This window comes from Reyranella sp. GW821-FHT12G01 (assembly GCF_058806575.1).
Genome location: NZ_JBXAPV010000001.1, coordinates 1,632,814 through 1,657,363 on the forward strand (window position 1 = coordinate 1,632,814; position 24,550 = coordinate 1,657,363).

Genomic DNA, 24,550 nt, shown 5'->3' on the forward strand with positions numbered 1-24,550 from the left:
TTTCTTACGCCCAGAGCGCCTTCACCTTCGCCGCGTCGGCAACGCCGCGCTCATGGCCGTATTTCAGCATCGGGCCGATCCACTTTGGATCCATGATGCTGTCGATGTGATCGACGCCCGACGGCAGGCCCGCGACCGTCAGCATGGTGCGCGTGCCGCCGGCTTCGAGGTCGCGGATCTCCTGTTGCAGGGTGTTGGGCATGCCCGAGGTGCGCAGGCCCTGGGTCACGGCCTGCGGGCCACCGTCGCTCAACGAGATGATGAGCGCGCGCTTCACGCCGGTGACGACGTCGGCGTGCGTGCTGGTCTGGCAGATGCCGCCGTCCATGCAGAGGCGATCCTTCAGCCAGGTCGGTCCCATGGAGCCCGGCAGCGACGAACTCGCGGCACAGGCAACGTCGACCGGAATGCCCGCGCTCGCGGAGACCACGAGGCGCTCGCCGGTGTAGCAGTCGTTGGCCGTCGTATGCAGCGCGGGCGAGGGCCATTCGCTCGGTCCGATCAGGCGGCGCAGGGTGGTGAAGTACTTGTCGCTGCCAGCGGGATTGCGTGCCGCCATCGCGGCCCGGCCGATCGTGCGGATCGTCTCGAAGCTCGTGTCCTTGGCGTCGACCGCGAGCTTGCGCGCGCGCTCCTGGCTGGGATTGGCCTGCAAGGCGGGCACCAGCTCGGCAAACAGCTTGGGGAATTCGGCGAAGATGTTGAGCTCGCCGGTGAGCCGCCACAGCCGGCCGCTGGTCAGCACGGCGCCCGCGACCGAACCGGCGGAGGTGCCGACCACGACGTCGGCCGTCGCAAGATCGACGCCGTTCTCCTTCAGCGCATGGAAGTAACCCATCATGAAGGAGACGAGGTAGGCGCCACCGCCGCCCAGCACGAGGCCGCGTTCCTTCCCGAGACCGGGTGGGGGCGTGTAGGGGATCGGATGCGCGAGCCCGTCGTTCCAACCGGCGGGCGTCGCGCCTGTCGCGGCACCCGATGCGGCCGGCGCCTGGGCCAGCGCGGGAGCGGCAATCGCGGTCGCGGCGGCGATCGTTCCGGCGGCGATCAGGCCGCGGCGGCCAAACTTTTCTTCGACGGTCATTGAACTTCCTTACGCATTCAGGTGACGAGCATACCCGCCCACGCCGCCGCCAGCATCAGGAGCTGCCCCGGGATGACATAGAGTGCGAAACGCGCACCGCCGGCCGTGAAGGCGAAGATCATCTTGGTGAGGGTGTTGGTCGAGAATGCGGCGAGAATCGGAATGACCGCCGCGGATGCCGCAAGCCGTCCGTCGGCGACCAGTGACGCGACCGAGATGGACGGCGCATGCGTGTCGGCGAAGCCTGCCGCACCGGCAGCGAGGATGACGCCGGCTTCGCCCATCCAGTCCTGCAGCGCGGCGGCAAGCAGCAGCACGCCGGCAAGGATGCCGGCGAAGACCAGCGCCGTCTTCACGCTGAAGGCATTGCCCTGTGTCTCTTCGACCTCGCCGCGCTTCTCGCGCAGTGCCCACAACGTGAACGCGCCGCCGTAGACGATCGCCGCACCGCCGGAAAACAGCAGCGGCATGAGGAAGGCCTTCAGCACCGCGAGATCGGTGGCGGCGATCAGGATTCCGAGTTGCACGACGGTCGCGACCGAGGAGAGGACCGCGCCGGCCGCGGCCGGCTTGATCAGGTCGGGCTCCTTGGCCGCACGCGCGCCCATCGCGCCGATCGTGGCCGAGCTCGAGATGAAGCCTGAGGCGAAGCCCGCCAGCGGCAGGCCGTAGCGCGGTCCCACGATGCGCACGAGGATGTAGCCCAAGGCGCCGATGCCCATCACGAGGATCACCACCAGCCAGATCGTGCGCAGGTTCAGCGCGCCGTAGGGACCGATCGGATGGTCGGGCAGCAGCGGCAGCACGACCAGCGTGGCGCCGGCGAAGATCAGCAGGTCGTGGATTTCCTCGTTGGTCAGCACCGAGCGCACGAAACGATGCAGCGCCGCGCGCGCGTTGAGCAGCACGGCGATCACCACGCCGATGCCGGCGGCGAAGGCGGGTTCGCGGATGGCGAGGCCGCCCAGCAGGCTCGTCACGACCAGCGCCGTCTCCGTCGTCAGGCCGGGATTGCTCTCGCGCGCACGCCAGTAGGAGAGACCGGCAAATGCCACCATGCCCAGCACGACGGTGGCCAGCAGCAGGTCGCCACCCGCCGCCGCGGCCGTCGCGCCCGCGAGCGAAGCCAGGGTGAAGGTCCGCAGGCCCGCAGCACCTCGTCCCGGTCCTTCGCCTTTCTTGCGCTCGCGGTCGATGCCGATCAGCAGGCCGACGCCGAGGGCGACGACGAAGCCGAGGAAGAGGGAGTGGAGTTCGAACATGAGGTGCGGACTTTAGCATCGGTTTCATGGCTGGCACCGTCATCAGGTTGCCTCGCCCGTACGTGGAGCATCACGGCGAGGCGATCTGGTGAACTATGCCAGCGGCATCATCTGCCGGTCGTGCGTGGCCCGATCCTGACCAGCCGCGTCATCTACACCGGCTCGCAATATATAGACGCGCTCGCGCCTCGGCGCAGCCTGTCGGAATGGATCCGCTTGACGGTGACTCTGCCTGATCCGGCCCCGCCGCCGCGCCCGGATGATCGAGCAAGAAGATAGCCGCATGGGCTTCCGCCTTGTCGAGCTCAGGCTGAAGCTGTTCGGCGAGAGGAATTGATGCTTTACGGCAGGCTCCGCCGCGCCGCCTCGCGCTGGTTGGAAAGGCTGGCCGCCACGGCGAAGAACGCCTTGATGCTGCGGCGCAGGCGCTCGCTCTTCAGGCAGGCGACATAGTCGCTGCTGGTGATCTTGGTGTCGCGGACGTGGAGCGTGCGGAAGCGGGTCGAGGCAGCGGCCTCCAGCTCCCAGATGACGCTGAAGCCGAGGCCGGCGCCGACGGCTTCGCACACGGCCTCGCGGCTGCCCAGTTCCAGCACCCGGCGCGGCTTCACGCCGGCCCGGGCCATCGCGGCTTCGGCGACGCGGCGGGTGTTGGAGCCTTCCTCGCGCGAGATCATCGGCTGGTCGTCGAGTTCGGCCAGCCGCACGCTCTCGCGGCCGGCCCAGGGATGGTCGTTGCCGACGATCAGCACGGCGGTGTGCTTCCACAGCGGCATGGCGTGGATCTGCGGATGGCGCTCGACGCCGGGCAGGATGGCGAGATCGGTGCGCCGCTCCATCAACTGCTCGCGCACGAAGCGCGTGTTGCCCATGGCGACCGACAGCTCGATGTTGGGATGGCGCGCCAGGAAGCGGGCGAACACACCCATGGCGATGTGCGGCCCGTCGGCGGTAAGGCTGAGCTGCCCGCTCTCCAGTTCGGAGGATTCGGTCAGGATCTCGCGCATCTGCTCTTCGAGGCTCGAATAGCGTCGCGACATCCGGAACAGCCGCTCGCCCATGTCGGTGAGGCGCACCGAACGGCGCGAGCGTTCGAGCAGTTTCACGCCGTAGCGTTCTTCCAATGCCTTCACCTGGATGGTGACGGCGGGCTGGGTCAGGCCCAGCGCCTCGGCAGCGCGCGAGAAACTGCCCTCCTGGGCGACGGCATCGAAGGCGCGGATCTGTGTGTGCAGCATCGGGCTATTATAAAATTAATTTAAGTTACAGAAGTAATATTAAATTGTCCTAACAATCCGCGCGCCCGATGATCCCTGTGAGGGGAAGGGGAGTTTTGCATGGTCGCGCGGAGGAATATCCTCTTCATCGTCATCGACCAGTGGCGGGCCGATGCGCTGGGCTGCGCCGGCAACCCCGTCCTCAAGACTCCCAATCTCGATCGTCTCGCCGCTGATGGTGTGCTGTGCCGCCGCCATTTCGTGCAGGCCGCGCCCTGCGGCCCGTCGCGCGCGGCGCTGCTGACCGGGACCTACCAGCACAATAACGGCGTGATGCGGAACGGCACGCCGCTGGCGCGCCGCTTCACCAACATCGCCCTCGAATGCCGCAAGGCGGGCTACGATCCGGCGCTGTTCGGCTACACCGACACGACGGCCGATCCGACCGGCTTGCCGCCGGACGATCCCGCGCTGCGCACCTACGAATCGGTGATGGCGGGCTTCGCGCCCGAGCTGCACCTGCCGGAGCTGCCCTATCCGTGGATGGCCGACCTCAAGGCCAAGGGCTATCCCTTCGCCGACGACGTCGTCGAAATCTACCGTCCGGCAGTTCCGGCCGGCGATCGCGGGCCGACCTATCCGCCGGCGCGCTTCAAGGCAGAGGACAGCATCACTGCCTTCCTCACCGACAAGCTGCTCGACTTCATCTCGGTACGGCGCAACGGCTCGTGGTTCGCGCACGCGGCCTATATCCGCCCGCATCCGCCGTTCATCGCGCCCGAGCCCTACAACACGCTCTACGATCCCGCCGACATGGCGAAGCCGCGGCGCGCCGCCACGGCAAAGGAAGAGGCCGCGCAGCATCCGCTGCTGGCGAGCTATCTCAAGTCACAGAACCAGGCGAGCTATTTCGTCACCGGGCAGGGGCTGGTCGCCGATCTCAGCGAGTCCGATCTCGCGCAGCTGCGCGCCACCTATTACGGCATGGTCCAGGAGGTCGATGACCAGGTCGGCCGCCTGATCGACAAGCTGAAGGAATGGGGCCTCTACGACGACACGCTGATCGTCGTGACCTCCGACCATGGCGAGCTGCTGGGCGATCACTGGATGCTCGGCAAGCAGGGCTATTTCGACGAGGCCTACAACGTGCCGCTGATCGTGCGCGATCCGCGGGCGGCGGCCGACGCCTCGCGCGGCGCGAAGATCGAGCGCTTCACCGAGGCGGTCGACGTGATGCCGACAGTCCTCGAGTGGCTCGGCCTCGCGATCCCGCGCCAGTGCGACGGCCGCTCGCTGCTGCCGCTGCTGCACGGCAAGACGCCCGAGGACTGGCGTCGCGAGGTGCATTGGGAGTTCGATTTCCGCGGCCTCGGCGCCGCCGATTCGGAGACGGCACTCGGCGTGCCGATGGATGCCTGCTCGCTCGCCGTCATCCGCGACGAGCGCTTCAAGTACGTCCACTTCGCCGCGCTGCCGCCGCTGTTCTTCGATCTCGTCGCCGACCCGCACTGTTTCAACGACCTGTCGCGCGATCCGGCCTCGGCGCCGGCGATGCTCGCCTACGCGCAGAAGATGCTGTCGTGGCGCATCGTCTCCAGCGGCCGCGACCTCACCGGCATGCACGTTTCGTCCAAGGGCCTCCACGCCCGCCCCTGATGCAGCAGAAGGAAACCGTCATGAGAAGAAGATTGCTCGGCGCCTTCGCAGGCATGATCGCCGCCTTCGTGTCCTCGGTGACGGCCGCCGCGCCGATCGAGATCCAGTTCTGGCATCCGACGCTCGGTCCCATCGACGATGCGTTGAAGCAGCAGATCGACAGCTTCAACAACTCCCAGACCGCCTACAAGGTCGTGGCAAGCGGTCGTGGCACCTATGACGAGACCTTCAACGCTGCGATCGCGGGCTTCCGTGCCAACAAGCATCCGCACCTGCTGGTCGTGATCGGGCAGGGCACGCAGAGCATGCTGCTCTCGGGCGCGGTTTATCCGGTGCAGGATCTGCTGGCGGCCGAGGGCTACAAGGTCGACTGGGACAACTACATCCAGCCGGTGCTGAATTATTACCGCACCAAGGAGATGAAGCTCCTGTCGCTGCCGTTCAGTGCCTCGACGCCGATCCTCTGGTACAACAAGGATGGCTTCGCCAAAGCCGGTCTAACGCGTCCGCCGGTGACGTGGGACGAGATGGGCGAGTACCTCACCAAGCTGCGCGCCGCCGGCTTCGAGTGCGGTTATACGTCGGGCTGGCAGCAGTGGGTCCATGTCGACAACTACTCGACGATCCACGACCTGCCGATCGCCACGCAGCACAACGGCCTCGACGGTCTCGACGCCACCTTCACCTACAACAAGACCGCGGTCGTGAAGAACATCGCGCGCCTGCAGTCGTGGGTCGCCGATGGCCGCTACGTCTACTCGGGCCGTCAGGGCAGCAGCGCCACGCCGGCTTTCGCCTCGGGCCGGTGCGCGATGATGACCCATTCGTCGGCGGTCTTCTCCTCGCTGCAGGCCAGCGCCAAGTTCGCCTTCGAGGCCGCACCACTGCCCTACGAGACTGGTGCGACTCCGCACAACAGCCTGATCGGTGGCGGCGCGCTGTGGGTGCTGAAGGGTCACAAGCCCGAGGAATACAAGGGCGTGGCGGCGTTCCTTGCGCATCTCACCAATCCCGACCAGCAAGCCAAGTGGCACAAGGACACCGGCTATCTGCCGCTCACCAAAGCCGCCTACGAGAAGGTCAAGGCCGAGGGCTATTACGACAAGTATCCGCAGCAGGAAGTGGCGATCACGCAGGTCCAGCGCGGCACGCCGACGCTGAACACGATGACCGTGCGGCTGGGCAACGCCAACCAGTACGTCGCCGCCCTCGAGGAGGAGATGGAGGCGGTCTGGTCGAACAAGAAGACGGCGCGGCAGGCGATGGACGACGCCGTCCGTCGCGGCAACGAGATCCTGCGTCGCTTCGAGCGGCAGCGCGGCAACTGAAGCCGATCGGCAGGGACGGGCTGACGCCGTGATCAAGCGCGTGAATTTCCAGCGGCACAAGCCGCTGGCGTTCCTGCTGCTCGCGCCGCAGATGCTCGTACTGGCCATCTTCGTCTTCTGGCCGGCGGCGCAGGCGCTGTACCAGGCCTTCACCGTCAGCGATCCGTTCGGCCAGAAATCGACCTTCGTCTGGTTCGACAATTTCCGCGACGTGCTGACCAGTCCGGAATATTTCAACTCGATCTACCGCACCGCCATCTTCAGCACCGGCACCACCGCTTCCGCGGTCATCGCCGGGCTGGCTTTCGCCGTGCTGGTCGATCGCGTCAGCCGCGGCAAGTCGGTGTACCGGCTGCTGATCATCTGGCCCTATGCCGTGGCGCCGGTGCTGGCGGGCGTGCTCTGGCTCTTCCTGTTCCATCCGATCTACGGCGCCATCGCGTTGATGCTGAAGCAGGGCCTCGGCATCCCGTGGAACCCGTTGCTCGACGGCAGCGACGCCATGCTGCTGGTCATCGTGGCCGCCGCCTGGAAGCAGGTGAGCTACAATTTCGTGTTCTTCCTCGCGGCGCTCCAGGCGATCCCGCGCTCGCTGATCGAGGCGGCGGCGATCGATGGCGCGGGGCCGATCCGGCGCTTCGTCAGCATCGTCTTCCCGCTGATTTCGCCCACGACCTTCTTCCTGCTGGTGATCAACGTCGTCTACGCCTTCTTCGACACGTTCGGCATCATCCATGCGCTGACCCAGGGCGGGCCCGGCGGCGCCACTGACATCCTGGTCTACAAGGTCTATGCCGACGGCTTCCTCGGCCTCGACCTCGGCCTGTCCTCGGCCCAGTCGGTCATCCTGATGATCCTGGTGATCGGGCTGACGGCCATCCAGTTCCGCTTTCTCGAGCGGCGCGTGAAGTACGCCCAATGATCGAGCGGACGCCCAAGCTCGACCTGCTGTGCCACCTGCTGCTGATCGTGGGCGTGGTGGCCGTGTGCATGCCGCTCTACTACGCACTGATCGCGGCGACTCATACGTTGCCCGACGTGCTGCAGGTGCCGATGCCGCTGACGCCGGGCAGCGAACTGCTGGCCAACCTCAAGACGGCGATGGCGCGCGGCGATCTCGGCCGCCAGCTCGTCAATTCGCTGATCGTCTCGGTGGGCGTCACGGTCGGCAAGATCGCGGTGTCGATCCTCTCGGCCTTCGCCATCACCTATTTCCGCTTTCCCTTCCGGATGACGGCCTTCTGGCTGATCTTCGCCACGCTGATGCTGCCGATCGAAGTGCGCATCGTGCCGACCTATGCCGTTGCAGCGCATCCGCTGCAGGGGCTTGGGTGGCTGCTCGACCAGACCGGCTTGCGCGGACCGCTGGAGAGCGTGACCGGCTGGAACATCGAAGCGGTCGTGAAGTGGAGCCTGCTCGACAGCTACGCCGGCCTGATCCTGCCGCTGATGGCCTCGGCCACCGCGACCTTCCTGTTCCGCCAGCTCTTCCTCACCATTCCGGAGGAGCTGCTGGAGGCCGCCAAGATCGACGGCGCTTCGCCGATGCGCTTCCTGATCGACGTGCTGTGGCCGATGTCGCGCACCAATGTCGTGGCGCTCACCGTGATCCTCTTCGTGTTCGGCTGGAACCAGTATCTCTGGCCGCTGCTGATCACGACCGAGGCCAGCATGACGACGGCGGTGATCGGCCTCTCCAAGCAGATTTCCGCGGCGCCGGAAGCCGTGCCGAAATGGAACACGCTGATGGCTTCGGCGCTGCTGATCACCCTGCCGCCGGTGATGGTCGTGGTGCTGCTGCAGCGCTGGTTCGTCAAAGGCCTCGTCGACTCGGAAAAATAGCGGAGCATCCCTTGGCCACCGTCGACATACGCAAAGTCGAGAAGTCCTACGGGGCCGCGAAGGTCCTGCATGGCGTCGACCTGGAGATCGAGCACGGCGAGTTCGCCGTTATCCTGGGGCCGAGCGGCTGCGGGAAATCCACCCTGCTGCGCATGATCGCGGGCCTGGAGGAGATCACCGGCGGCGAGATCGCGATCGACGGGCGCGTCGTCAACCGGCTGGAGCCGCGCGAGCGCGACATCGCCATGGTGTTCCAGAACTACGCACTCTATCCGCACATGAGCGTGGCCGAGAACATGTCCTACGCGTTGCGCATCGCGCATGCGCCCAAGGAGACGATCCGCGACAAGGTGGCGGGCGTCGCCGGCATCCTGGGGATCGGCGATTTCCTCGCCCGCAAGCCCACGCAGTTGAGCGGCGGCCAGCGCCAACGGGTCGCCATGGGCCGAGCCATCATCCGCGAACCCAAGGTCTTCCTGTTCGACGAGCCGCTGTCCAACCTCGACGCCAAGCTGCGCCACCAGATGCGCACCGAGCTGAAGCGCCTGCACCTGCGGCTCGACGCCACCTCGATCCTGGTGACGCACGACCAGGTCGAGGCGATGTCGCTCGCCAACCGGCTGATCGTGATGAATGCCGGCAAGGTCGAGCAGGTGGGTTCCCCAGGTGAGGTCTATGCGCGGCCGGCGACGCTCTTCGTGGCGGGCTTCATCGGCTCGCTGCCGATGAACTTCTTCGACGGGACGGTGGCGCGCGATGGCCAGTCGATCGTGCTGGCCGGCGGCGCTTCGATCGAAGGCGGCGGCGAGCGGATCGGCACGCCGGGGCGTGAGGTGGTCGTGGGTGTCAGGCCCGACGCGCTCACCCTGGCGACGCCGCAGGCCGGCGGTCTCGGCGGCAAGGTCGAGCTGATCGAGGACCTGGGCAGCGTGAAGCTGGTCCATCTCGACGACGGGCGCGGCGGCTTCGTGGTGGCTGTGCCACCCGACACCGAGCTGGGCGAGGCCACGGAGCAGGGCGCGGCGGTGCGGGCGAAACACCTGCATCTGTTCGACGCCAAGTCGGGCCAGCGGCTCTAGGAAAAGCGGAATCAGGAGGAAGCGATGGAACTGCGTCGGTACGCAGCCTTGAGCGCGGTCGAGATGGCACGGCTGGTGCGGCAGGGCGAGGTCTCGCCCGTCGAGCTGGTGCAGGCGTCGCTGGATGCGATCGAGGAGACCGAGCCCAAGGTGAATGCCTATAGCGCCGTCTTCACCGACGATGCGCTGAGACAGGCGAAGGAACTTGAGAAGGAGGCGCGCGCGAAGTCGTTCCGCGGGCCGTTCCATGGCGTGCCGGTCGGCATAAAAGACCTCTTCCTGGTCGACGGCTACAAGACGCAGCGCGGCTCCAACCTCTATGTCGATTCGGTCGCGACCGAGACCGCGCCGTCGGTCGAGCGCATCCTGGCGGCGGGCGCGGTGATGGTCGGCAAGACGACGACGCCGGAACTGGGCTGGAAGGCCGCCTCCAACTCGCCGCTCTATGGCGTCACGCGCAATCCGTGGGATGTCTCGAAGACCGCGGGCGGATCGAGCGCCGGTTCGGCTGTCGCCGTGGCCGATGGCACGGTACCGCTGACCCTGGGTTCCGACGGCGGCGGCTCCATGCGCGTGCCGGCCTCGTTCTGCGGCATCTTCTCGCTGAAGCCGACGCTTGGCCGTGTGCCGACCTATCCGCTGAGCCCGACCGAGCATCTCTCGCATGCGGGCCCGATGACCAACACCGTCGAGGACTATGCGCTGGCGCTCGACGTGCTGCAGGGACCGGATGCGCGCGACCCGCAGGCGCTGCCGCCGGCCTGCCTCTCCTATCACGAGACGCTGCGCGACCTGCCGAAGCTGCGCTGCGTGCTGGCGCCGACCCTGTTCGGCGCGTCGGTCGAGCCGGGCATCGCGGTGGTGATCGCCGAGGCCTTCGCCGGCATCAAGGCACACCTGCCGGTCGAGATCGTCGAGGCGAAGATCGACTGGCCCGATCCGATCGACATCTTCGACGCGCTCTGGGTGGCGCGCGGCGCGCTCTATGGCGGCATGAAACCGGAGGACATCGCCCGCATCGATCCGGGCTTCGCGCGCATGGTGGCGCGCGCGCCCGCGATCAAGCTCGAGAACCATTTCCGCACCCTGCAGGCGCGCGCCGCCTTCAACCGCTCGGTGGCCGAAGCCTTCGAGCAGTTCGACCTGCTCGTCATGCCGATGGTGCCTGTCGATCCCTTCGCCGCCGAGGATGACGGGCCGAAGGACATGGACGGCACGCATCCGGTGCCGTGGGCGCGCTGGACGCCCTTCTCCTATCCTTTCAACATCACCGGCCAGCCGGCGGCATCGGTGCCCTGCGGCTGGTCGCCGTCGGGTCTTCCAGTCGGCCTGCAGGTGATCGGTCGACGCTTCGCCGAGGAGCATGTGCTGCAGTTCTGCGCCGCCTGGGAGAAGCACTTCAACTGGCGCCAGCGCACGCCTGCCGTCTACGCGGGCGGCTGATCCTGCCGGGATTTCCAGGGGTCAGCGTATGGGCCCGCTCACCCGCACCAGCATGATCGTCGTGATGAGGGCGATCATGGCGACGACGAAGGTGACCCAGAGCACGCCCGCCGCGCCGTAGCTCGCCATAACCGCCGCCAGGACCGGCGGCGCGGAGGCCGAGACGATGCCCTGGGGCAGCGCGAGGCGGCCAAGATAAGTGCCGAACTGGGCGCGGCCGAACAGAGCGAGCGGCAGGGTGGCGCGCAGCACCGCCTTTAGTCCATTGGCGACGCCGTAGGTCATCATGCAGACCAGGGCGACGAAGAAGTTGCCGCCGGCCAGCAGCGCCAGCCCCAGGCCGAGCGGCAGTACGGCGCTGGAGAACAGCGTCGAGCTGGTGATCGTGTAGCGATGGCCGAACACCAGCTCGAAGGCCCGCACCGCCACCTGCGCCGGCCCGATCAAGGTGGCCAGCAGTAGCGCGGTCGCCGGATCGTAGCCGAGGCCGCGCAGCACGCCGATCGCGTGCACGATGAAGCCGGTGAAGATGAAGGCGCCGCACGACAGCGAGACCGACAGCAGCATGAAGATCCGCTTGGTGTGCGCCGACGGCACCACGGGCGCTGTCGCGCCCGCCGCGGCCTGCGTGCCGACCAGGGGCCGGCCGGGGAGCACCAGTAGATGGACGGGCGCGCAGATCGCGAGATGGACCGCGGCATAGATCAGCACCACGCCGCGCCAGCCGAACAGAAGTTCGAGCGCTTCGGAGACTGGCCAGAACACGCTGGAAGCGAAGCCGCCGATGATTGCCAGCACGGCGATGGCCTGCCGCGCGCGGGTGCCCGCGATCTGCGCCAGCGCGATGCTGGAGGGCGTGTTCAACGCCAGGGTCGAGGCGACGCCCATCGCGGCCCAGCACAGGAGATAGGTGATCATCCCCTGCGAGAGGGTGAGAGCGGCCATCGACAGCGCATAGAGGACGGAGCCCACTGCCATGACGGTCCGCGCGCCGGTGCGGTCGAGCAGGCGGCCGACCCAGGGCGAGAACAGTGCGCCGACGCCGAACATCACGGTGATGCCGCCGTAGACGACTTCGCTCGGCAGGACGAGATCGTGCTCGATATGCCGGCCCAGCACCGAGGGCATCAGGAAGGTCGTGCCCCAGCCCACGATCTGGGTGAGGCCAAGCCCGGCGGTGGCCTTGGCCGTCGGGCTGACCTTCACGCCGCCCGGTTCTGTTGTTCGGGATAAAGCGACAGCAGCCCGGCCTCGCTGGCGGCGCAAACGCCGCGCTCGGTGATCAGGGCCGTCACGAGACGCGCCGGCGTCACGTCGAAGGCGGGATTGGCGCCGGCGCTGCCCTCGGGGAGTATCTGCACCGTCTCAAGCTCGCCCGTTTCGGTGCGCCCGGTCATGTGTGACAGCTCGCGTGCGCTGCGCTCCTCGATCGGGATGTCGCGCACGCCGTCGACGATCGTCCAGTCGATGGTCGGATAGGGCAGGCCGACATAGAAGGGCACGCCGTTGTCGTGCGCGGCCAGCGCCTTCAGGTAGGTGCCGATCTTGTTGCAGACGTCGCCGCCTCGGGTCGTGCGGTCGGTGCCGGTGATGACGAAGTCGACCTGGTCGTGCTGCATCAGGTGGCCACCGGCATTGTCGGCGATCACCGTGTGCGGCACGCCGTGCTTGCCCAGTTCCCAGGCCGTCAGGCTGGCACCTTGATTGCGGGGGCGCGTCTCGTCGACCCAGACATGGATGGGAATGCCGGCATTGTGCGCCCGGTAGATCGGCGCCAGCGCGGTGCCCCAGTCGACGGTGGCGAGCCAGCCGGCGTTGCAATGGGTGAGGGCGTTGATGCGCCCACCCTTGTCGCGCGGCTTCAGGTTGCGGATGAGGCCCAGTCCGTTCTCGCCGATGCGGCGGCAGATCTCGGCATCCTCGTCGCAGATCTCGGCGGCGCGGCGATAGGCGGCCTCGCGACGCTTCGCCGGAGGCAAGGGCGCCAGCAGTGCCCGCAGGTCGTCGAGCGCCCAGCGCAGGTTCACCGCCGTCGGTCGCGATTCCAGCAGCACTGTGTAGGCGCGCGCTAGCATCGCGTCGGACGGGTCGGTCGCCATGGCCAGCGCCATGCCGTAAGCGGCGGCCGCGCCGATCAGCGGCGCACCGCGCACGATCATGGTGCGGATAGCCACCTCGGCATCCTCCATCGTGCGGAAATCGCGCACGACGAACCGATGAGGCAGCAGGGTCTGGTCGATGGCCTGGACGGTCGTGCCGTCGGCGCCGAGCCAGATGGTTCGGTAAGGTGTGCCGTCTACTTTCACGCCGCCACTTTAGACGGCGCGCGCCACCGCGTCGATTATCGCCGCCGAATCGAGGCCGTAGGTGCGATAGAGATCGGGAATGTCGCCGGACTGGCCGAACTTCTCGATGCCGAGCGGTACGACCCTTTGGCCACGCACCGATCCCAGCCACGACAGCGCAAGCGGATGGCCGTCCATCACCGTCACGATGCGCGCATCACGCGACAAGGGCGCGAGCAGCCGCTCGATCGGGCTGGCCGAGCGGTCGACCATGCCCGCGGTGCGGCCGCGATTCCGCTGCGCGGCCAGCCAATCGGTGTGCAGCCGGTCGGGCGAGGTTAGCACCAGCAGGCCGGCGCCGCCGAAATCACGCGCGACGCTCTCGTGCGCGGCGACCGCCTCGGGCGTCACCGCGCCCATGGCGACGATGGCCACGTCGGCGCCATTCTCGGGCGGGGCGTACCAGTAGCCGCCGGACACGATGTCGTCGCGCTGCTCCGGCGTCAGCGTGCGCTCGGGCTGGGCCAGGCTGCGCGTCGACAGGCGCAGGTAGATCGAGCCGCCATCGTCCTTCTGCATGTATTCGAAGCCGTGGCGCATCAGCACCGCCAGCTCGTCGACATAGGCGGGCTCATAGGAGACGAGGCCGGGCTGGCCGATGCCGATCAGCGGCGTGTGGATGCTCTGATGCGCGCCGCCTTCCGGCGCGAGCGTCACGCCCGACGGCGTCGCCACCAGCATGAAGCGTGAGTCCTGATAGCAGGCATAGTTCAGCGCATCGAGGCCGCGCGCGATGAACGGATCGTAGAGCGTGCCGATCGGCAGCAGGCGCGCGCCGAACAGCTGATGGCTGAGGCCCATCGCGGCGAGCTGGATGAACAGGTTGTTCTCGGCGATGCCCAGCTCGACATGCTGGCCCTTGGGTGTCTGGCGCCAGAGCTGCGCCGACACGACCTTGAGCTCGCGGAACACGTCCTCGGCTTCGGTGTGGCCGAACAGGCCGCGCCGGTTCACCCAGGCGCCGAGATTGGTCGAGACCGTGACGTCGGGCGAGGTCGTGACGATGTGGCGGGCGAGCTCGCCGTCTTCCGACGCGATCGCGTTCAGGATCTTGCCGAACCCTTCCTGCGTGCTCGACTTCTTGTCATTCGGCTTGGTGAGCTGCGCCGGGATGGCGACGACCGGCGCGTCGGTGCGGCGGCGGCCCTCGGCGTTGAAAGGTGCTGCATCAAGGAAGGCCTGCAGGTCGGCGGGCGCGGAGGTGAGGCCCGCGAACTTCTCCCACTCCTGGCCGTCCTCGATTCCTATGCCCTTCTTGAAGCCCGCCATCTGGTCGAGCGTCATCAGGCCGGAGTGATTGTCCTTGTGGCCGGCGAAGGGCAGGCCCTGGCCCTTGATCGTGTAGGCGATGAAGCAGGTCGGCGTGTCGTCGGTGACGTTCTCGAAAGCGTCGATCACGGCCTGCATGTCGTTGCCGGCCAGGTTGGTCATCAACTTGTGCAGCGCCGCGTCGTCGTGCTGGTCGAGGATACGGCGGATGCCGGGATACTGGTTGAGGTCGCGCGTCAGCGCCTCGCGCCAGCCGGCGCCGCCCTTGAACACCAGCGCCGAGTAGAGCGAGTTGGGGCAGGCGTCGATCCAGTCGCGCAGATGCGCGCCGTCGGCCTGGGCAAAGGCGGTCTCCAGCAGCTTGCCGTACTTCAGCGTGACGACGCGCCAGCCGACCAGCTCGAACATCTCGGCGACCCGGCCGAACAGCCGGTCGTTCACCACGCCGTCGAGGCTCTGGCGATTGTAGTCGATCACCCACCACAGATTCCGGACGTCGTGCTTCCAGCCTTCGAGCAGCGCCTCGAAGATGTTGCCCTCGTCGAGCTCTGCGTCGCCGACCAGCGCCACCATGCGACCGGTGGGCCGCTTGCCGTCGCCCAGGTTCTTCAGGCGCACATAGTCCTGCACGATCGACGAGAACAGCGTCATGGCAACGCCGAGACCGACCGAGCCCGTCGAGAAGTCGACGTCGTCCACGTCCTTGGTGCGCGACGGATAGGACTGCGCGCCGCCCAGCGCGCGGAAGCGTTCGAGCTTCTCGCGGGTCTGGTGCCCGAACAGGTACTGGATCGCGTGGAACACCGGCGAGGCATGCGGCTTCACCGCGATGCGATCCTCGGGCCGCAGCACCGAGAAGTAGAGCGCCGACAGCACCGTCGCCAGCGAGGCGCAGGAGGCCTGGTGGCCACCGACCTTCAGCCCGTCGCGGTTGGGACGGATGTGGTTGGCGTGATGGATCGTCCAGGCGCTGAGCCACAGCACCTTGCGTTCCAGTTCACGGAGGAGGCGGAGACGCTGGATGGGGGCGAGTGTGGTCATGGCCATTTGCATACGCCCGACGGGCTGGAAGGTCCTTGCGTTTGGGTCGTCCAGAGGGCTGTATAGGGCAGGATTTACCTGAAATAAGGTGTATTGAGCAATGATCTCCCTGGATGCGATCGACCGGCGCATTCTCGAACGGCTGCAGCACGATGGCCGCCTGAGCAATGCCGACCTCGCCGAGCAGGTCGGCCTGTCCTCCTCGCCATGCTGGCGGCGGGTCAAGGCGCTGGAGGAGGCGGGCGTCATCAAAGGCTATGCCGCCCAGGTCGACGCCAAGTCGGTCGGCCTGTCGGTCAACGTCTTCGTGAGCGTGTCGCTCTCGACCCAGAACGAGAAGGCGCTGAAGGACTTCGAGCGCGCGGCGGCGGAGCGGCCCGAGGTGATGGAGTGCTACCTGATGACCGGCGACAGCGACTACCTGCTGCGGGTCGTGGTGCCGGACCTCGAAGCCTACGAGCGCTTCGTCATGGACTTCACCAAGATCCAGGGCATCGCCCAGATCAGAAGCTCGTTCGCACTGCGTCCGGTGAAGCAGGGCGCGGCGTTGCCGTTGGCGGCGTCGGGCCGCTAATTCTTGTCATCCTGAGCGCAGCGAAGGATCTCACGCCAGCTACGGAGTGCTTTGGTCATTCCGCAAGGTCCTTCGCTGCGCTCAGGACGACGACAGCTACTCTAGCTCGATCACGCCGCTCATCATCGGCTTGCAGCGACCGCCGATATAGGTCGCGACGACCTTGCCGGCCTTCTTCTCGGCCGATGCCAACAGCACGCTGAGGCGGCCCATGTCGAAACCCTGGCCGATGGTCTTCGCCAAGGTGATGTCCGTTTCGGGCCGGTGGTGGGCCAGCACGCCGATCAGCGCGACGTTGGCTCCACCCGTCGCGGGATCCTCGGGGATGCCGTGCTCGGGGGCGAACATGCGGGTGTGGACGTCGATCTCACCGTCCTTCGCCTGCACATAGAGATGGATGCCGACGATGCGATCTCGCGGTAGCTCGCGCGCGAAGATCTCGCCACGCGGCGCGGCGCGCTTCAGCGCTTCGCGCGACTTCAGTTCGACGAACAGAAGCGGCACGCCGCACGAGGCGACCCGCGGCGGATGCACGTCGAGCTTCAGGTCGTCGGCCTTCAGCGAACAGGCCTGCGCCACAAGAGCAGGATCGATCTCCTCGCCGAAGCTGAGCGGCACCGGCGCGGCGAGGCGCGTCGCGACAACGGCGCCGGCTTCGTAGGTGATGTCCATGTTCACCAGCCCGGCCTTCTCCTCGAAGACCAGCCGGTCCCCGCCCACGGGCCGGCCGTAGCTGGTGCCGGCACGGGCCAGCACGAAGGCGGTGCCGACGTTGGGATGGCCGGCGAATGGCATCTCGGCCTTGGGCGTGAAAATGCGGACCTCGGCGGTGTGGGCCGGGTCCTTGGGCGGCAGCACGAAGGTGGTCTCGGCCAGGTTGAACTCGGCCGCGATGGCCTGCATCCGCTCGCTCGACAGGCCCTGTGCATTCGTGATGACGGCCAGCGGGTTGCCCCCGAACTGGCGATCCGTGAAGACGTCCACGGTGACGAAATCGAGTTTCATGATTCCAAATCTCGCATGGCGCGCTAATCTCGCCGCATGACCAAAGCTCAGGCCGCCCCCAGAATCTCTCACGATATCTCTTACGATCACGGAGTCTCGGACAAGAAGCTGATCGGCGAGACGATCGGCGCCTTCTTCGACCGCACCGTCGAGACCTATCGCGACCGCGAGGCGCTGGTGGTCCGCCACCAGGACGTGCGCTGGAGCTGGGGCGAACTCGGCCGCCGGGTCGACGACCTCGCCGCCGGCTTGCTGACCCTGGGCCTGGAGCGCGGCGACCGGGTCGGCATCTGGTCGCCCAACACATCGGAATGGACCTTGGCCCAGTTCGCGACCGCGAAGGCGGGCCTCGTGCTGGTGAACGTCAATCCGGCCTACCGGCGCGCCGAGCTCGAATACGCGATGAACAAGGTCGAGTGCAAAGCGCTGATCCTCGCGCCCGCGCTGAAGACGTCGAACTATCTCGAGATCGTCGACGACCTGGTGAAGGCGAAGAAGCTGCCGCACCTCAAGCACGTCATCCGGCTCGGCGCCGAGAAGACTCCGGGCATGCTCAACTTCGACGATGTCGCGACCGCCGGCGGCAACGCCGAGAAGGCGCGCATCGCCGAGCTGGCGCCCAAGCTGCAATTCGACGACGCGATCAACATCCAGTTCACGTCGGGAACGACCGGCTTCCCCAAGGGCGCGACGCTCAGCCATCACAACATCCTGAACAACGGATATTTCGTGGGCGAGGGGTTGAAGCTCACGCCCGAGGATCGCCTCTGCATTCCCGTGCCGCTCTATCATTGCTTCGGCATGGTGATGGGCAACCTCGGTTGCCTGACGCACGGCTCGACGATGGTCTATCCGTCGGCCGCGTTCGATCCGCTGGCGACCCTGGAGGCCGTGGCCGAGGAGCGCTGCACGGCGCTTTACGGCGTGCCCACCATGTTCATCGCCCAGCTCGACCATCCCGACTTCGCGAAGTTCGACCTGAAGAGCCTGCGCACCGGCATCATGGCCGGCTCGCCTTGTCCCATCGAGGTGATGAAGAAGGTGCAGAGCCACATGCACATGGGCGAGGTCACCATCGCCTACGGCATGACCGAGACCTCGCCGGTGTCGACCCAGTGCGCCACCGACGATCCGGTCGAGCGCCGCGTCTCGACCGTGGGCCAGGTGCTGCCGCACATCGAGATCAAGATCGTCGACACCGAAGGCAAGGCCGTGCCGCGCGGCGCGACCGGCGAGTTCTGCACGCGCGGCTATTCGGTGATGAAGGGCTACTGGAACGACGAAGCCAAGACGAAGGAGGCCGTCGACGAGGCCGGCTGGATGCGCACCGGCGATCTCGCGACCATGGACGAGCAGGGCTACGTCAACATCGTCGGCCGCCTGAAGGACCTGATCATCCGCGGCGGCGAGAACGTCTATCCGCGCGAGATCGAGGAGTTCCTCTACCGGCACCCGAAGATACAGGACGTGCAGGTGATCGGCGTCCCCGACCCGCGTTACGGCGAGGCGGTCTGCGCCTGGATCAAGTTGCACGCGGGCCAGACCGCGACCGACGAGGAGATCCGCACCTTCTGCCAAGGCCAGATCGCCCACTACAAGATCCCGCGCTACATCGAGTTCGTGCCGGAATTCCCGATGACCATCACCGGCAAGATCCAGAAGTTCGTGATGCGCGAACAGACGATCGAGAAGCTGGGACTCAAGGCCGAGAAGACGGCTTAAGGGCTGAGCGAAGTTCAGCCTGCGAAGCGGCAGGACATTGCCTCTGGCAATGTCCGGGAGCGCCGAAGAAAGAGCGATCACAGAAAACTCATGACCCCATCGCCCCGCATGGCGGGGCACTTCCCCATCTGGATGGGGAAGCGACTGATCATCAGTCCAATCGCTGCAGCTGCAACGAACTCAATTGTGACCCTTTGAAGGAACGTGCAACGCCCACGTCGGTGCCGCCGTTACAGGCCCATTCGGCATCAACAAGGGCGTGTTTCTCGTGAAGTCTGTCGCCGTCGTCTCCACGGATACCTTCGCCCGCTCCCACGAAAGATACTTGGCGCTGCGCAAGGCGCCGCTGGTCCGCATCGCCCAGCCGGCGACGCGTTTCCCAGCCTTCGACAATCTGCGCGTCTTCGTGATTGCGCTGGTGGTCCTGCAGCATGTTGCGCTGGGCTACATGACAGGTGCGCAGGCAGTGTCGGCCGGCTCCTACACCAATGGTAGCGCGCCGGTCGTCGACATGGCGCAGTGGGGTGGTTTCAACGTCCTCGTCACCTGGACCAACGGCTTCTTCATGCCGTTGATGTTCCTGCTGTCGGGCCTGTTCGTGCGCCCCTCGCTCGCGCGCAAGGGACTGCGCCAGTACCTCGCCGACCGCGCACTTCGGCTGGGCGTGCCGCTGCTCGTCGGCGTCGTGACGATCGTTCCATTGTCCTATTACGCCGCCTTCCTGTTGGCGGGCGGCAGCGACAGCTTCGCGACATTCTGGAAACACATGGTCACGGTCGGGCCGTGGCCGAGCGGGCCACTCTGGTTCGTGGGCGCGCTGCTGGTGTTCGACGCCACACTGGCCATGCTGCTTGCGCAGGACCGTGTCTGGCACTTCGCGCGACGCTTCGGTCAGGCATTGGATCGCATGCCGGCCGGCGCGTGGCTGATGCTGTTCATCGTGGCGAGCGCCGCAGTGTACCTGCCGCTCCATCTCGCCTTCGGCAAGTCGCACTGGCTGACCGCAGGACCTTTCGGCATCCAGACCAGCCGCATCGGCCTCTATTTCCTCTCGTTTGCCTTCGGCGCGTTCGTCGGTCCGGAGCGGCTGGCGCGGGCGTTCGAATTGCAGTGGATTCGCTGGCCGCTGCTGGCCATCGTTGCTACGGCAGCGTTCTTCGCGCTCGACGGGCGAGAGGTCCCGGCCTGGGTCGATGGCGTGATGCTGGTCCTGTTCGCGACTCTCACGTCGCTCGGCCTCCTGGCGCTCGCCGTGCGCTTCTCGAACCACTCCGGCGCGATCGGAAACAGCCTCTCCGGCAATGCTTACGGCATCTACCTCGTGCACTGGCCGATCGTGCTGTGGCTTCAGCTCTTGCTGCTGTGGACGCCGCTGTCGCCGGTGACGAAAGGCGCGCTCGTCATGATTCTCGCCTTTTGCCTGAGCTGGCTTGTCTCGAGCCTGCTGCGCCGCTTGCCCGGCGTTTCGCGAGCGGTGTAGCAGCCGCTGCGGTCGCAGCATTCCCATCCGGCTGCTTGCGCTGCAGCCACAGGAAGATGGTCGACCATGCCAAGGTCGCCAGCACGAAAGCCAAGCCGAATTTCAGAATGGCGAAGCCCACGAGAGCTCCAGCAAGTGCAAACCCGCCCGACGCACCGATCGGAGCCAATGCCAGGAACATCAGAAACGGCACGAGCAATGTCAGGGCGATGATGCGGAATAAGAGCGGTTCGCTGTTCCGTGTCCAGTGATAGGCCACCCAACCCGCAAAGAACGCAAAGAGCGCTGCAACCAGGCCGATCGAGATGATGCTGGCCTCGAGAAGGTTGGGAACTCTGTTCGCGCGGCTCTCCATGATCGCAATGGCGATAAGTGTTGCGGTCATTGCAGAGAACGCCGCACCACACGCGAATTTCAGCCCGCTGGCATCGAATTGCGGATCTGCCGAAGGATCAGGCGCCATGTATGGACGCGGTTCTCACGGCCGGTGCGCCTCCAAAAACATCCGGATGTGACGCACGGCCAGAGGCACGCGTTCCGGCGTGTCCTTCCAGGGATAAAGAGTCACCTGCGAATTGGGCGACAGCATCGCCACTTCCATCGCGACCTTGTAGGGATGCGGCGGGCTGTCGTCGGGGGCGACCAGGATCGGCGTCTTGCAGGCCTTCACGAACTCGCGCGGCACGGTGAACACGAAGTCGGCCTTCTTCGTGTACATGTTGGTGAGGAACTGGCTCACCTGGTCCATCGTATATTCCGGCCGCTTCTTCACGAAGTCGGGGCCCCAGCCCTTCATGTTGTTTTCGTAGAACTGGTTCGGCAACTCGGGGCGGAAACCCGAGGGCTGCGTCAGCACGGCGGCGACGACGCGGTCGCCCACGCGCTTGATCAGGTTCCAGATCAGCGGTTGGCCGATGCAATAGCCCAGCACCATGAACTGCTTGGCGCCGAGATGATCCATCAGGCCGACATGGTCGTCGGTGAAGCCGTCCCAGGTGCGCTCGATGTCGAGCGGGCCAGTCGACTGGCCGCCATTGGCGTTGCGCAGGTCGGCGACGACGCAACGGAACCGGTTGCTGAATTCCTTCATCGCGCTGAACGGATGCGTCCTGTCGAGGCCGCCGATCACCGAGTTCAGGCCACCGCCCGGAATGATCAGCAGCGGCAGGCCGGAACCCGCCTCTTCATAATGAATGCGAACGTCGCCTTTTTCGTAGAACGGCATGGTGTTTTCTCCCTGCCGGCAGCGTGCCACGCGCCGGGTCAGGGCGCAAAGATCAGACAGGTCGTGGTGCCATGCGCCAGCAGACGTCCGTTCCGGTCCGTGATGCGCCCTTCTGCGGTGCCGACGCGGCGACCGGCGTTGAGGACGAGACCCTCGGCGCGGATCAAGCCTGTCTCCGGTGTGATCGGGCGCAGCAGCGAGATCTTGAACTCCACCGTCGTCTGGGCGAACCCCTTCGCGAGCGTGGTCTGGATCGCGAGGCCCATGCAACTGTCGAGCAGCGTCGCGGCCAGCCCGCCATGCACCGTGCCCGAGGGGTTGAGGTGCCGGCCCGTCGGCACGATCGCGACGACGACACGCCCGCTCGCTGCCTCGACGACGTCGTAACCCAGGGTTTCGGCGATCGTGTTCAAGGGCAGCGTGCCGTCGGCGAGACCCTGCACGAATTCGAGACCGGTCATCTCGCGCCGTGCCTCGGCGCTGACGGTTCCGTAGGTCTTGGCGGTGGCGGGGCTTGGCATCGAAGGACTCCTGCAGGGTGTTTCCGTTCGCACGCTTACCGTCGAGTGCCGCCATGCGTCTGGCCGCTTTCGGACCCGGTCGGCGCTGTCCGGTACACAATCGCGGGTAGCAGGTACCAAATGTTTCCTGTTAGGGTGGCATGTGTCGGGGGAGAGAATAACGGAATGATAAGTCTGGGACGGCGTCACGCCCTGCTGGGACTTGGAGTGACGCTTGCGGGGTGCACACCCGAGCAGAAGCTGGTGACGCAATCGAACGCCGCGACAGGCGTCCAGGGCACGAAGTTGAAGCGGGTTTTGATCGCGATCTTCGTTCAGGATACGCGGATGACGGCGGGGCAGAATGCATCGCTCCTCCAGGTCGACGAACTGAAGCGCGCTTTCGAGGCGAAATGGTCGCCGCTCGGGATTACCATGGAGATCGTCGGCGCCGATGGCACGCCCGACAATGGCGGACTGCTGCTCACGACTGCCAACGCCCGTTTTCGGGCGAGCGAGATGCTCATGCTCCAGACGGGCGCGAGCAGGTTGCGCGGCGCGTTCATCCAGGAATACGAGATCGACGCGAAGCTCTATCAGGGCAATCCGACCAAGCTCGTCTGGCGGGGCTCGACGGAATTGTCCGGCTTCTATCGGGTGAGCGGTACGCCGTCGCGGCGCCCGGAAGAGGCGGATCGCTATGTCGACAGTCTGACGGCGAAGCTGCGGCAGGACGGGCTGATCTGATGGCGCGCCTTCTTTCACTGTCGCGTCGCTCGCTGCTCCTCGCGGCAGGTGGCTCTGTCCTCGCCGCCTGCGAGACGGCTCCCACATATGTCTACGAGCCTCTCACCTCCGGGCCGGCGCCCGCGAAGATGCGGCGGCTGCTGTTGTGGTTGCCGACCAACGACGACGTCATCGACGGAACGCAAATCAAGACCGACTTCACCCGGGCGCTGGCCCCCTACGGCGTTGCCGTGGAATCGGGCCGTAGCAATCGCCTGCAGATTTCCCGCAGTGGAGACCAGCAGGAGATCGTCCAGCGATTCAATCCGGACTACCGGCTGGAGATCGATTTCGGCGGAGGGCACACGGCGGCCCAGGGAAGCCAGACCTCATTGTCCACGCACGTGCGCGCCGTGCTTTATCGCGGCACGAGCACGACTCCGCTCGCGCGCTTCCACTATCACGCACAATCCAAGAACGTGCCGCGGTTCGCGCAGCAGGTCGTCGAAAGTCTGAAGGCCGGCGGCTACCTCTAGCCGCCGGTGCGTCTCTCCGGGCGGTCAGCCCAGCAGGCGCTTCACCACATCGAGCTGGATGTGGGCGGCATCGACCATCTCGGCGATCGGCACGCTCTCGTTGGCGGCGTGGCCTTGCGCACCGGAGCCCGGGCCGAAGTTGATGATCTCGATGCCGTCGTCGGCGTAGTAGCGGCCGTCGCTCACGCCGGTGGCGTTGAGGAACTTCACCTTGCGGCGGCTGTGCGTCTTCACGGCGGTCTCGAAGGCGCCGACCGCCGCGCCGTTCTCGGGCGCGAAGAAGCCGTTGGTGCCGGTCAGGAATTCCACGCCGTACATCGACTTCGGCTCGCCGACGCCGTCGACCACCTTCTTCAGCTCCTTGAACGCGTCCTTCACCTTCTCGTCGGGCAGCAGCCGGCGGTCGATCTCGACGGTGCAGGCCGAGGGCACGACGTTGGTGTTGTGGCCGCCGTGGAACATGCCGATGTTCACCGTCGACTTCATCGCGCCCGAGACGCGCGTCGCCAGCGCCTTGTCGTAGTAGGAGCTGAGCGCGCCCACCAGGCGCATCATGCGCAGGATGGCATTGTCGCCGGCCGCCGGATTGCCGGCATGGGCGGCGCGGCCCTTGGTGGTGAGGCGCGCCCACATCACGCCGCGCTCGGCGACGATCAGGTTGTTCTCGGTCTGCGCGCCCAGGATCAGCGCGTCGGGCCGCACTTTGCCGCTCTTGCGCAGGTATTCCATGCCCTCGGGTCCGAGATTCTCCTCATCGGCTACGAAGGTGAAGATCAGCTCGCCCTTCGCCGGGCCGCCGCGGCGCGCGATCTCCTCGGCAATCCAGATCTGCACCGCCATGCTGCCCTTGCAGTTGCCGGCGCCGAGACCGTAGACGAGGCCGCCCTTCACCAGCGCCTTGTAAGGATCGCTCTTCCAGTTCGAACGCTCGCCGACGCCGACCGTGTCGACATGGGCGTTGAAGGCGATCACCGGACCTTTCGCCTTGGCCTTCATGCGGGCCACGACATTGTCGACGCCCTTCTTGCTGGTCGCGATCTCGACCTTGTAGCCGGCCTTCTTCAGGCGCTTGGCCGTATAGGCGCAGATCTCGACCGAGGTGCCGGGCGGGTAAGGGCTCGGCAATGCGATCAGGTCGGACAGGATCGAGACGAGTTCGGACTGCATCTTCTTCGACATGAATTCGAAATCCTTATTCAGACAATGCTGTTGGGTG

Annotated in this window: 22 protein-coding genes; 11 read left to right on the forward strand and 11 right to left on the reverse strand. The window is 66.3% G+C overall.

The window, feature by feature from the left end; translation table 11 throughout:
- Window positions 1–4 precede the first annotated feature (4 nt).
- The 3 genes from AC1RP5_RS08085 to AC1RP5_RS08095 form a co-directional block, all read right to left on the reverse strand.
- Window positions 5–1,084 carry a patatin-like phospholipase family protein gene (locus AC1RP5_RS08085; RefSeq protein WP_493110112.1) on the reverse strand — a complete coding sequence of 360 codons (1,080 nt, stop codon included), beginning with the start codon at window positions 1,082–1,084 and terminating at the stop codon, window positions 5–7.
- A gap of 17 nt (window positions 1,085–1,101) precedes the next feature.
- Window positions 1,102–2,346, reverse strand: a complete 1,245-nt coding sequence (locus tag AC1RP5_RS08090; RefSeq protein WP_493110113.1) for an MgtC/SapB family protein — start codon at window positions 2,344–2,346, stop codon at window positions 1,102–1,104.
- 341 nt (window positions 2,347–2,687) lie between these two features.
- Window positions 2,688–3,584 (reverse strand): LysR substrate-binding domain-containing protein, encoded by an 897-nt coding sequence (locus AC1RP5_RS08095; protein WP_493110114.1) that lies wholly within the window; start codon window positions 3,582–3,584, stop codon window positions 2,688–2,690.
- 99 nt (window positions 3,585–3,683) lie between these two features.
- Here AC1RP5_RS08095 and AC1RP5_RS08100 point away from each other — a divergent pair, with 99 nt between their 5' ends.
- The 6 genes from AC1RP5_RS08100 to AC1RP5_RS08125 are packed head-to-tail and all read left to right on the forward strand — an operon-like array spanning window position 3,684 to window position 10,911.
- Window positions 3,684–5,219, forward strand: coding sequence for an alkaline phosphatase family protein (locus tag AC1RP5_RS08100; RefSeq protein WP_493110115.1), 1,536 nt, complete (start codon window positions 3,684–3,686; stop codon window positions 5,217–5,219).
- Window positions 5,220–5,239: 20 nt separating this feature from the next.
- Window positions 5,240–6,547 carry a sn-glycerol-3-phosphate ABC transporter substrate-binding protein UgpB gene (gene ugpB / locus AC1RP5_RS08105; RefSeq protein ID WP_493110116.1) on the forward strand — a complete coding sequence of 436 codons (1,308 nt, stop codon included), beginning with the start codon at window positions 5,240–5,242 and terminating at the stop codon, window positions 6,545–6,547.
- Between the two features lie 28 nt (window positions 6,548–6,575).
- A complete protein-coding gene (ugpA, locus tag AC1RP5_RS08110) occupies window positions 6,576–7,469 on the forward strand; it encodes a sn-glycerol-3-phosphate ABC transporter permease UgpA (protein ID WP_493110117.1) in 894 nt (297 codons plus the stop codon).
- On the forward strand, window positions 7,466–8,389 hold the full coding sequence (locus AC1RP5_RS08115) for an ABC transporter permease subunit (RefSeq protein WP_493110118.1): 924 nt from the start codon (window positions 7,466–7,468) through the stop codon (window positions 8,387–8,389). Before ugpA ends, AC1RP5_RS08115 begins: the two co-directional genes overlap by 4 nt.
- 11 nt (window positions 8,390–8,400) lie before the next feature.
- Complete coding sequence (locus AC1RP5_RS08120; protein ID WP_493110119.1) at window positions 8,401–9,468, forward strand: ABC transporter ATP-binding protein; 1,068 nt, start codon at window positions 8,401–8,403, stop codon at window positions 9,466–9,468.
- A 24-nt stretch (window positions 9,469–9,492) separates the two neighbouring features.
- Complete coding sequence (locus AC1RP5_RS08125) at window positions 9,493–10,911, forward strand: amidase family protein (protein WP_493110120.1); 1,419 nt, start codon at window positions 9,493–9,495, stop codon at window positions 10,909–10,911.
- Window positions 10,912–10,932: 21 nt separating this feature from the next.
- Here the strand turns inward: AC1RP5_RS08125 and AC1RP5_RS08130 are convergent, their stop codons facing one another.
- From AC1RP5_RS08130 to AC1RP5_RS08140, 3 genes are read right to left on the reverse strand one after another with little or no spacing between them, the layout of a single operon-like run.
- Window positions 10,933–12,117 carry an MFS transporter gene (locus AC1RP5_RS08130; RefSeq protein WP_493110121.1) on the reverse strand — a complete coding sequence of 395 codons (1,185 nt, stop codon included), beginning with the start codon at window positions 12,115–12,117 and terminating at the stop codon, window positions 10,933–10,935.
- Window positions 12,114–13,217 (reverse strand): S-methyl-5-thioribose-1-phosphate isomerase, encoded by a 1,104-nt coding sequence (mtnA, locus tag AC1RP5_RS08135; protein WP_493110122.1) that lies wholly within the window; start codon window positions 13,215–13,217, stop codon window positions 12,114–12,116. The genes AC1RP5_RS08130 and mtnA overlap by 4 nt, the downstream gene beginning before the upstream one ends.
- Window positions 13,218–13,226: 9 nt before the next feature.
- Complete coding sequence (locus AC1RP5_RS08140) at window positions 13,227–15,566, reverse strand: thiamine pyrophosphate-binding protein (protein WP_493110123.1); 2,340 nt, start codon at window positions 15,564–15,566, stop codon at window positions 13,227–13,229.
- A 100-nt stretch (window positions 15,567–15,666) separates the two neighbouring features.
- Between AC1RP5_RS08140 and AC1RP5_RS08145 the strand changes: the two genes are divergently transcribed.
- Window positions 15,667–16,140 (forward strand): Lrp/AsnC family transcriptional regulator, encoded by a 474-nt coding sequence (locus AC1RP5_RS08145; protein ID WP_493110124.1) that lies wholly within the window; start codon window positions 15,667–15,669, stop codon window positions 16,138–16,140.
- Between the two features lie 96 nt (window positions 16,141–16,236).
- Here AC1RP5_RS08145 and AC1RP5_RS08150 read toward each other — a convergent pair whose 3' ends face one another.
- Window positions 16,237–17,145: a PhzF family phenazine biosynthesis protein gene (locus tag AC1RP5_RS08150; RefSeq protein WP_493110125.1), complete on the reverse strand. Its 909-nt coding sequence runs from the start codon at window positions 17,143–17,145 to the stop codon at window positions 16,237–16,239.
- Window positions 17,146–17,181: 36 nt separating this feature from the next.
- Here AC1RP5_RS08150 and AC1RP5_RS08155 point away from each other — a divergent pair, with 36 nt between their 5' ends.
- Both AC1RP5_RS08155 and AC1RP5_RS08160 read left to right on the forward strand, forming a co-directional pair.
- Window positions 17,182–18,867: an AMP-binding protein gene (locus AC1RP5_RS08155; protein WP_493110126.1), complete on the forward strand. Its 1,686-nt coding sequence runs from the start codon at window positions 17,182–17,184 to the stop codon at window positions 18,865–18,867.
- Window positions 18,868–19,135: 268 nt separating this feature from the next.
- Entirely contained in the window at window positions 19,136–20,347 is a 1,212-nt protein-coding gene (locus tag AC1RP5_RS08160; RefSeq protein ID WP_493110127.1) for an acyltransferase family protein, read from the forward strand.
- Here the strand turns inward: AC1RP5_RS08160 and AC1RP5_RS08165 are convergent.
- Genes AC1RP5_RS08165 through AC1RP5_RS08175 form a run of 3 tightly spaced genes read right to left on the reverse strand, consistent with a single transcriptional unit; the run spans window position 20,268 to window position 22,093 of the window.
- A complete protein-coding gene (locus tag AC1RP5_RS08165) occupies window positions 20,268–20,810 on the reverse strand; it encodes a hypothetical protein (protein WP_493110128.1) in 543 nt (180 codons plus the stop codon). The two genes, AC1RP5_RS08160 and AC1RP5_RS08165, sit on opposite strands and share 80 nt — an antisense overlap.
- 15 nt (window positions 20,811–20,825) lie before the next feature.
- On the reverse strand, window positions 20,826–21,572 hold the full coding sequence (locus tag AC1RP5_RS08170; protein ID WP_493110129.1) for an alpha/beta fold hydrolase: 747 nt from the start codon (window positions 21,570–21,572) through the stop codon (window positions 20,826–20,828).
- A gap of 38 nt (window positions 21,573–21,610) precedes the next feature.
- Window positions 21,611–22,093, reverse strand: coding sequence for a PaaI family thioesterase (locus tag AC1RP5_RS08175; RefSeq protein WP_493110130.1), 483 nt, complete (start codon window positions 22,091–22,093; stop codon window positions 21,611–21,613).
- Window positions 22,094–22,390: 297 nt separating this feature from the next.
- Here AC1RP5_RS08175 and AC1RP5_RS08180 point away from each other — a divergent pair, with 297 nt between their 5' ends.
- Entirely contained in the window at window positions 22,391–22,819 is a 429-nt protein-coding gene (locus tag AC1RP5_RS08180) for a hypothetical protein (RefSeq protein ID WP_493110131.1), read from the forward strand.
- Window positions 22,819–23,334 carry a hypothetical protein gene (locus tag AC1RP5_RS08185; RefSeq protein WP_493110132.1) on the forward strand — a complete coding sequence of 172 codons (516 nt, stop codon included), beginning with the start codon at window positions 22,819–22,821 and terminating at the stop codon, window positions 23,332–23,334. Before AC1RP5_RS08180 ends, AC1RP5_RS08185 begins: the two co-directional genes overlap by 1 nt.
- 24 nt (window positions 23,335–23,358) lie before the next feature.
- On the opposite strand, the gene AC1RP5_RS08190 is transcribed toward AC1RP5_RS08185, so the two are convergent.
- Window positions 23,359–24,513 carry a M20 family metallopeptidase gene (locus AC1RP5_RS08190; protein WP_493110133.1) on the reverse strand — a complete coding sequence of 385 codons (1,155 nt, stop codon included), beginning with the start codon at window positions 24,511–24,513 and terminating at the stop codon, window positions 23,359–23,361.
- Window positions 24,514–24,550 lie beyond the last annotated feature (37 nt).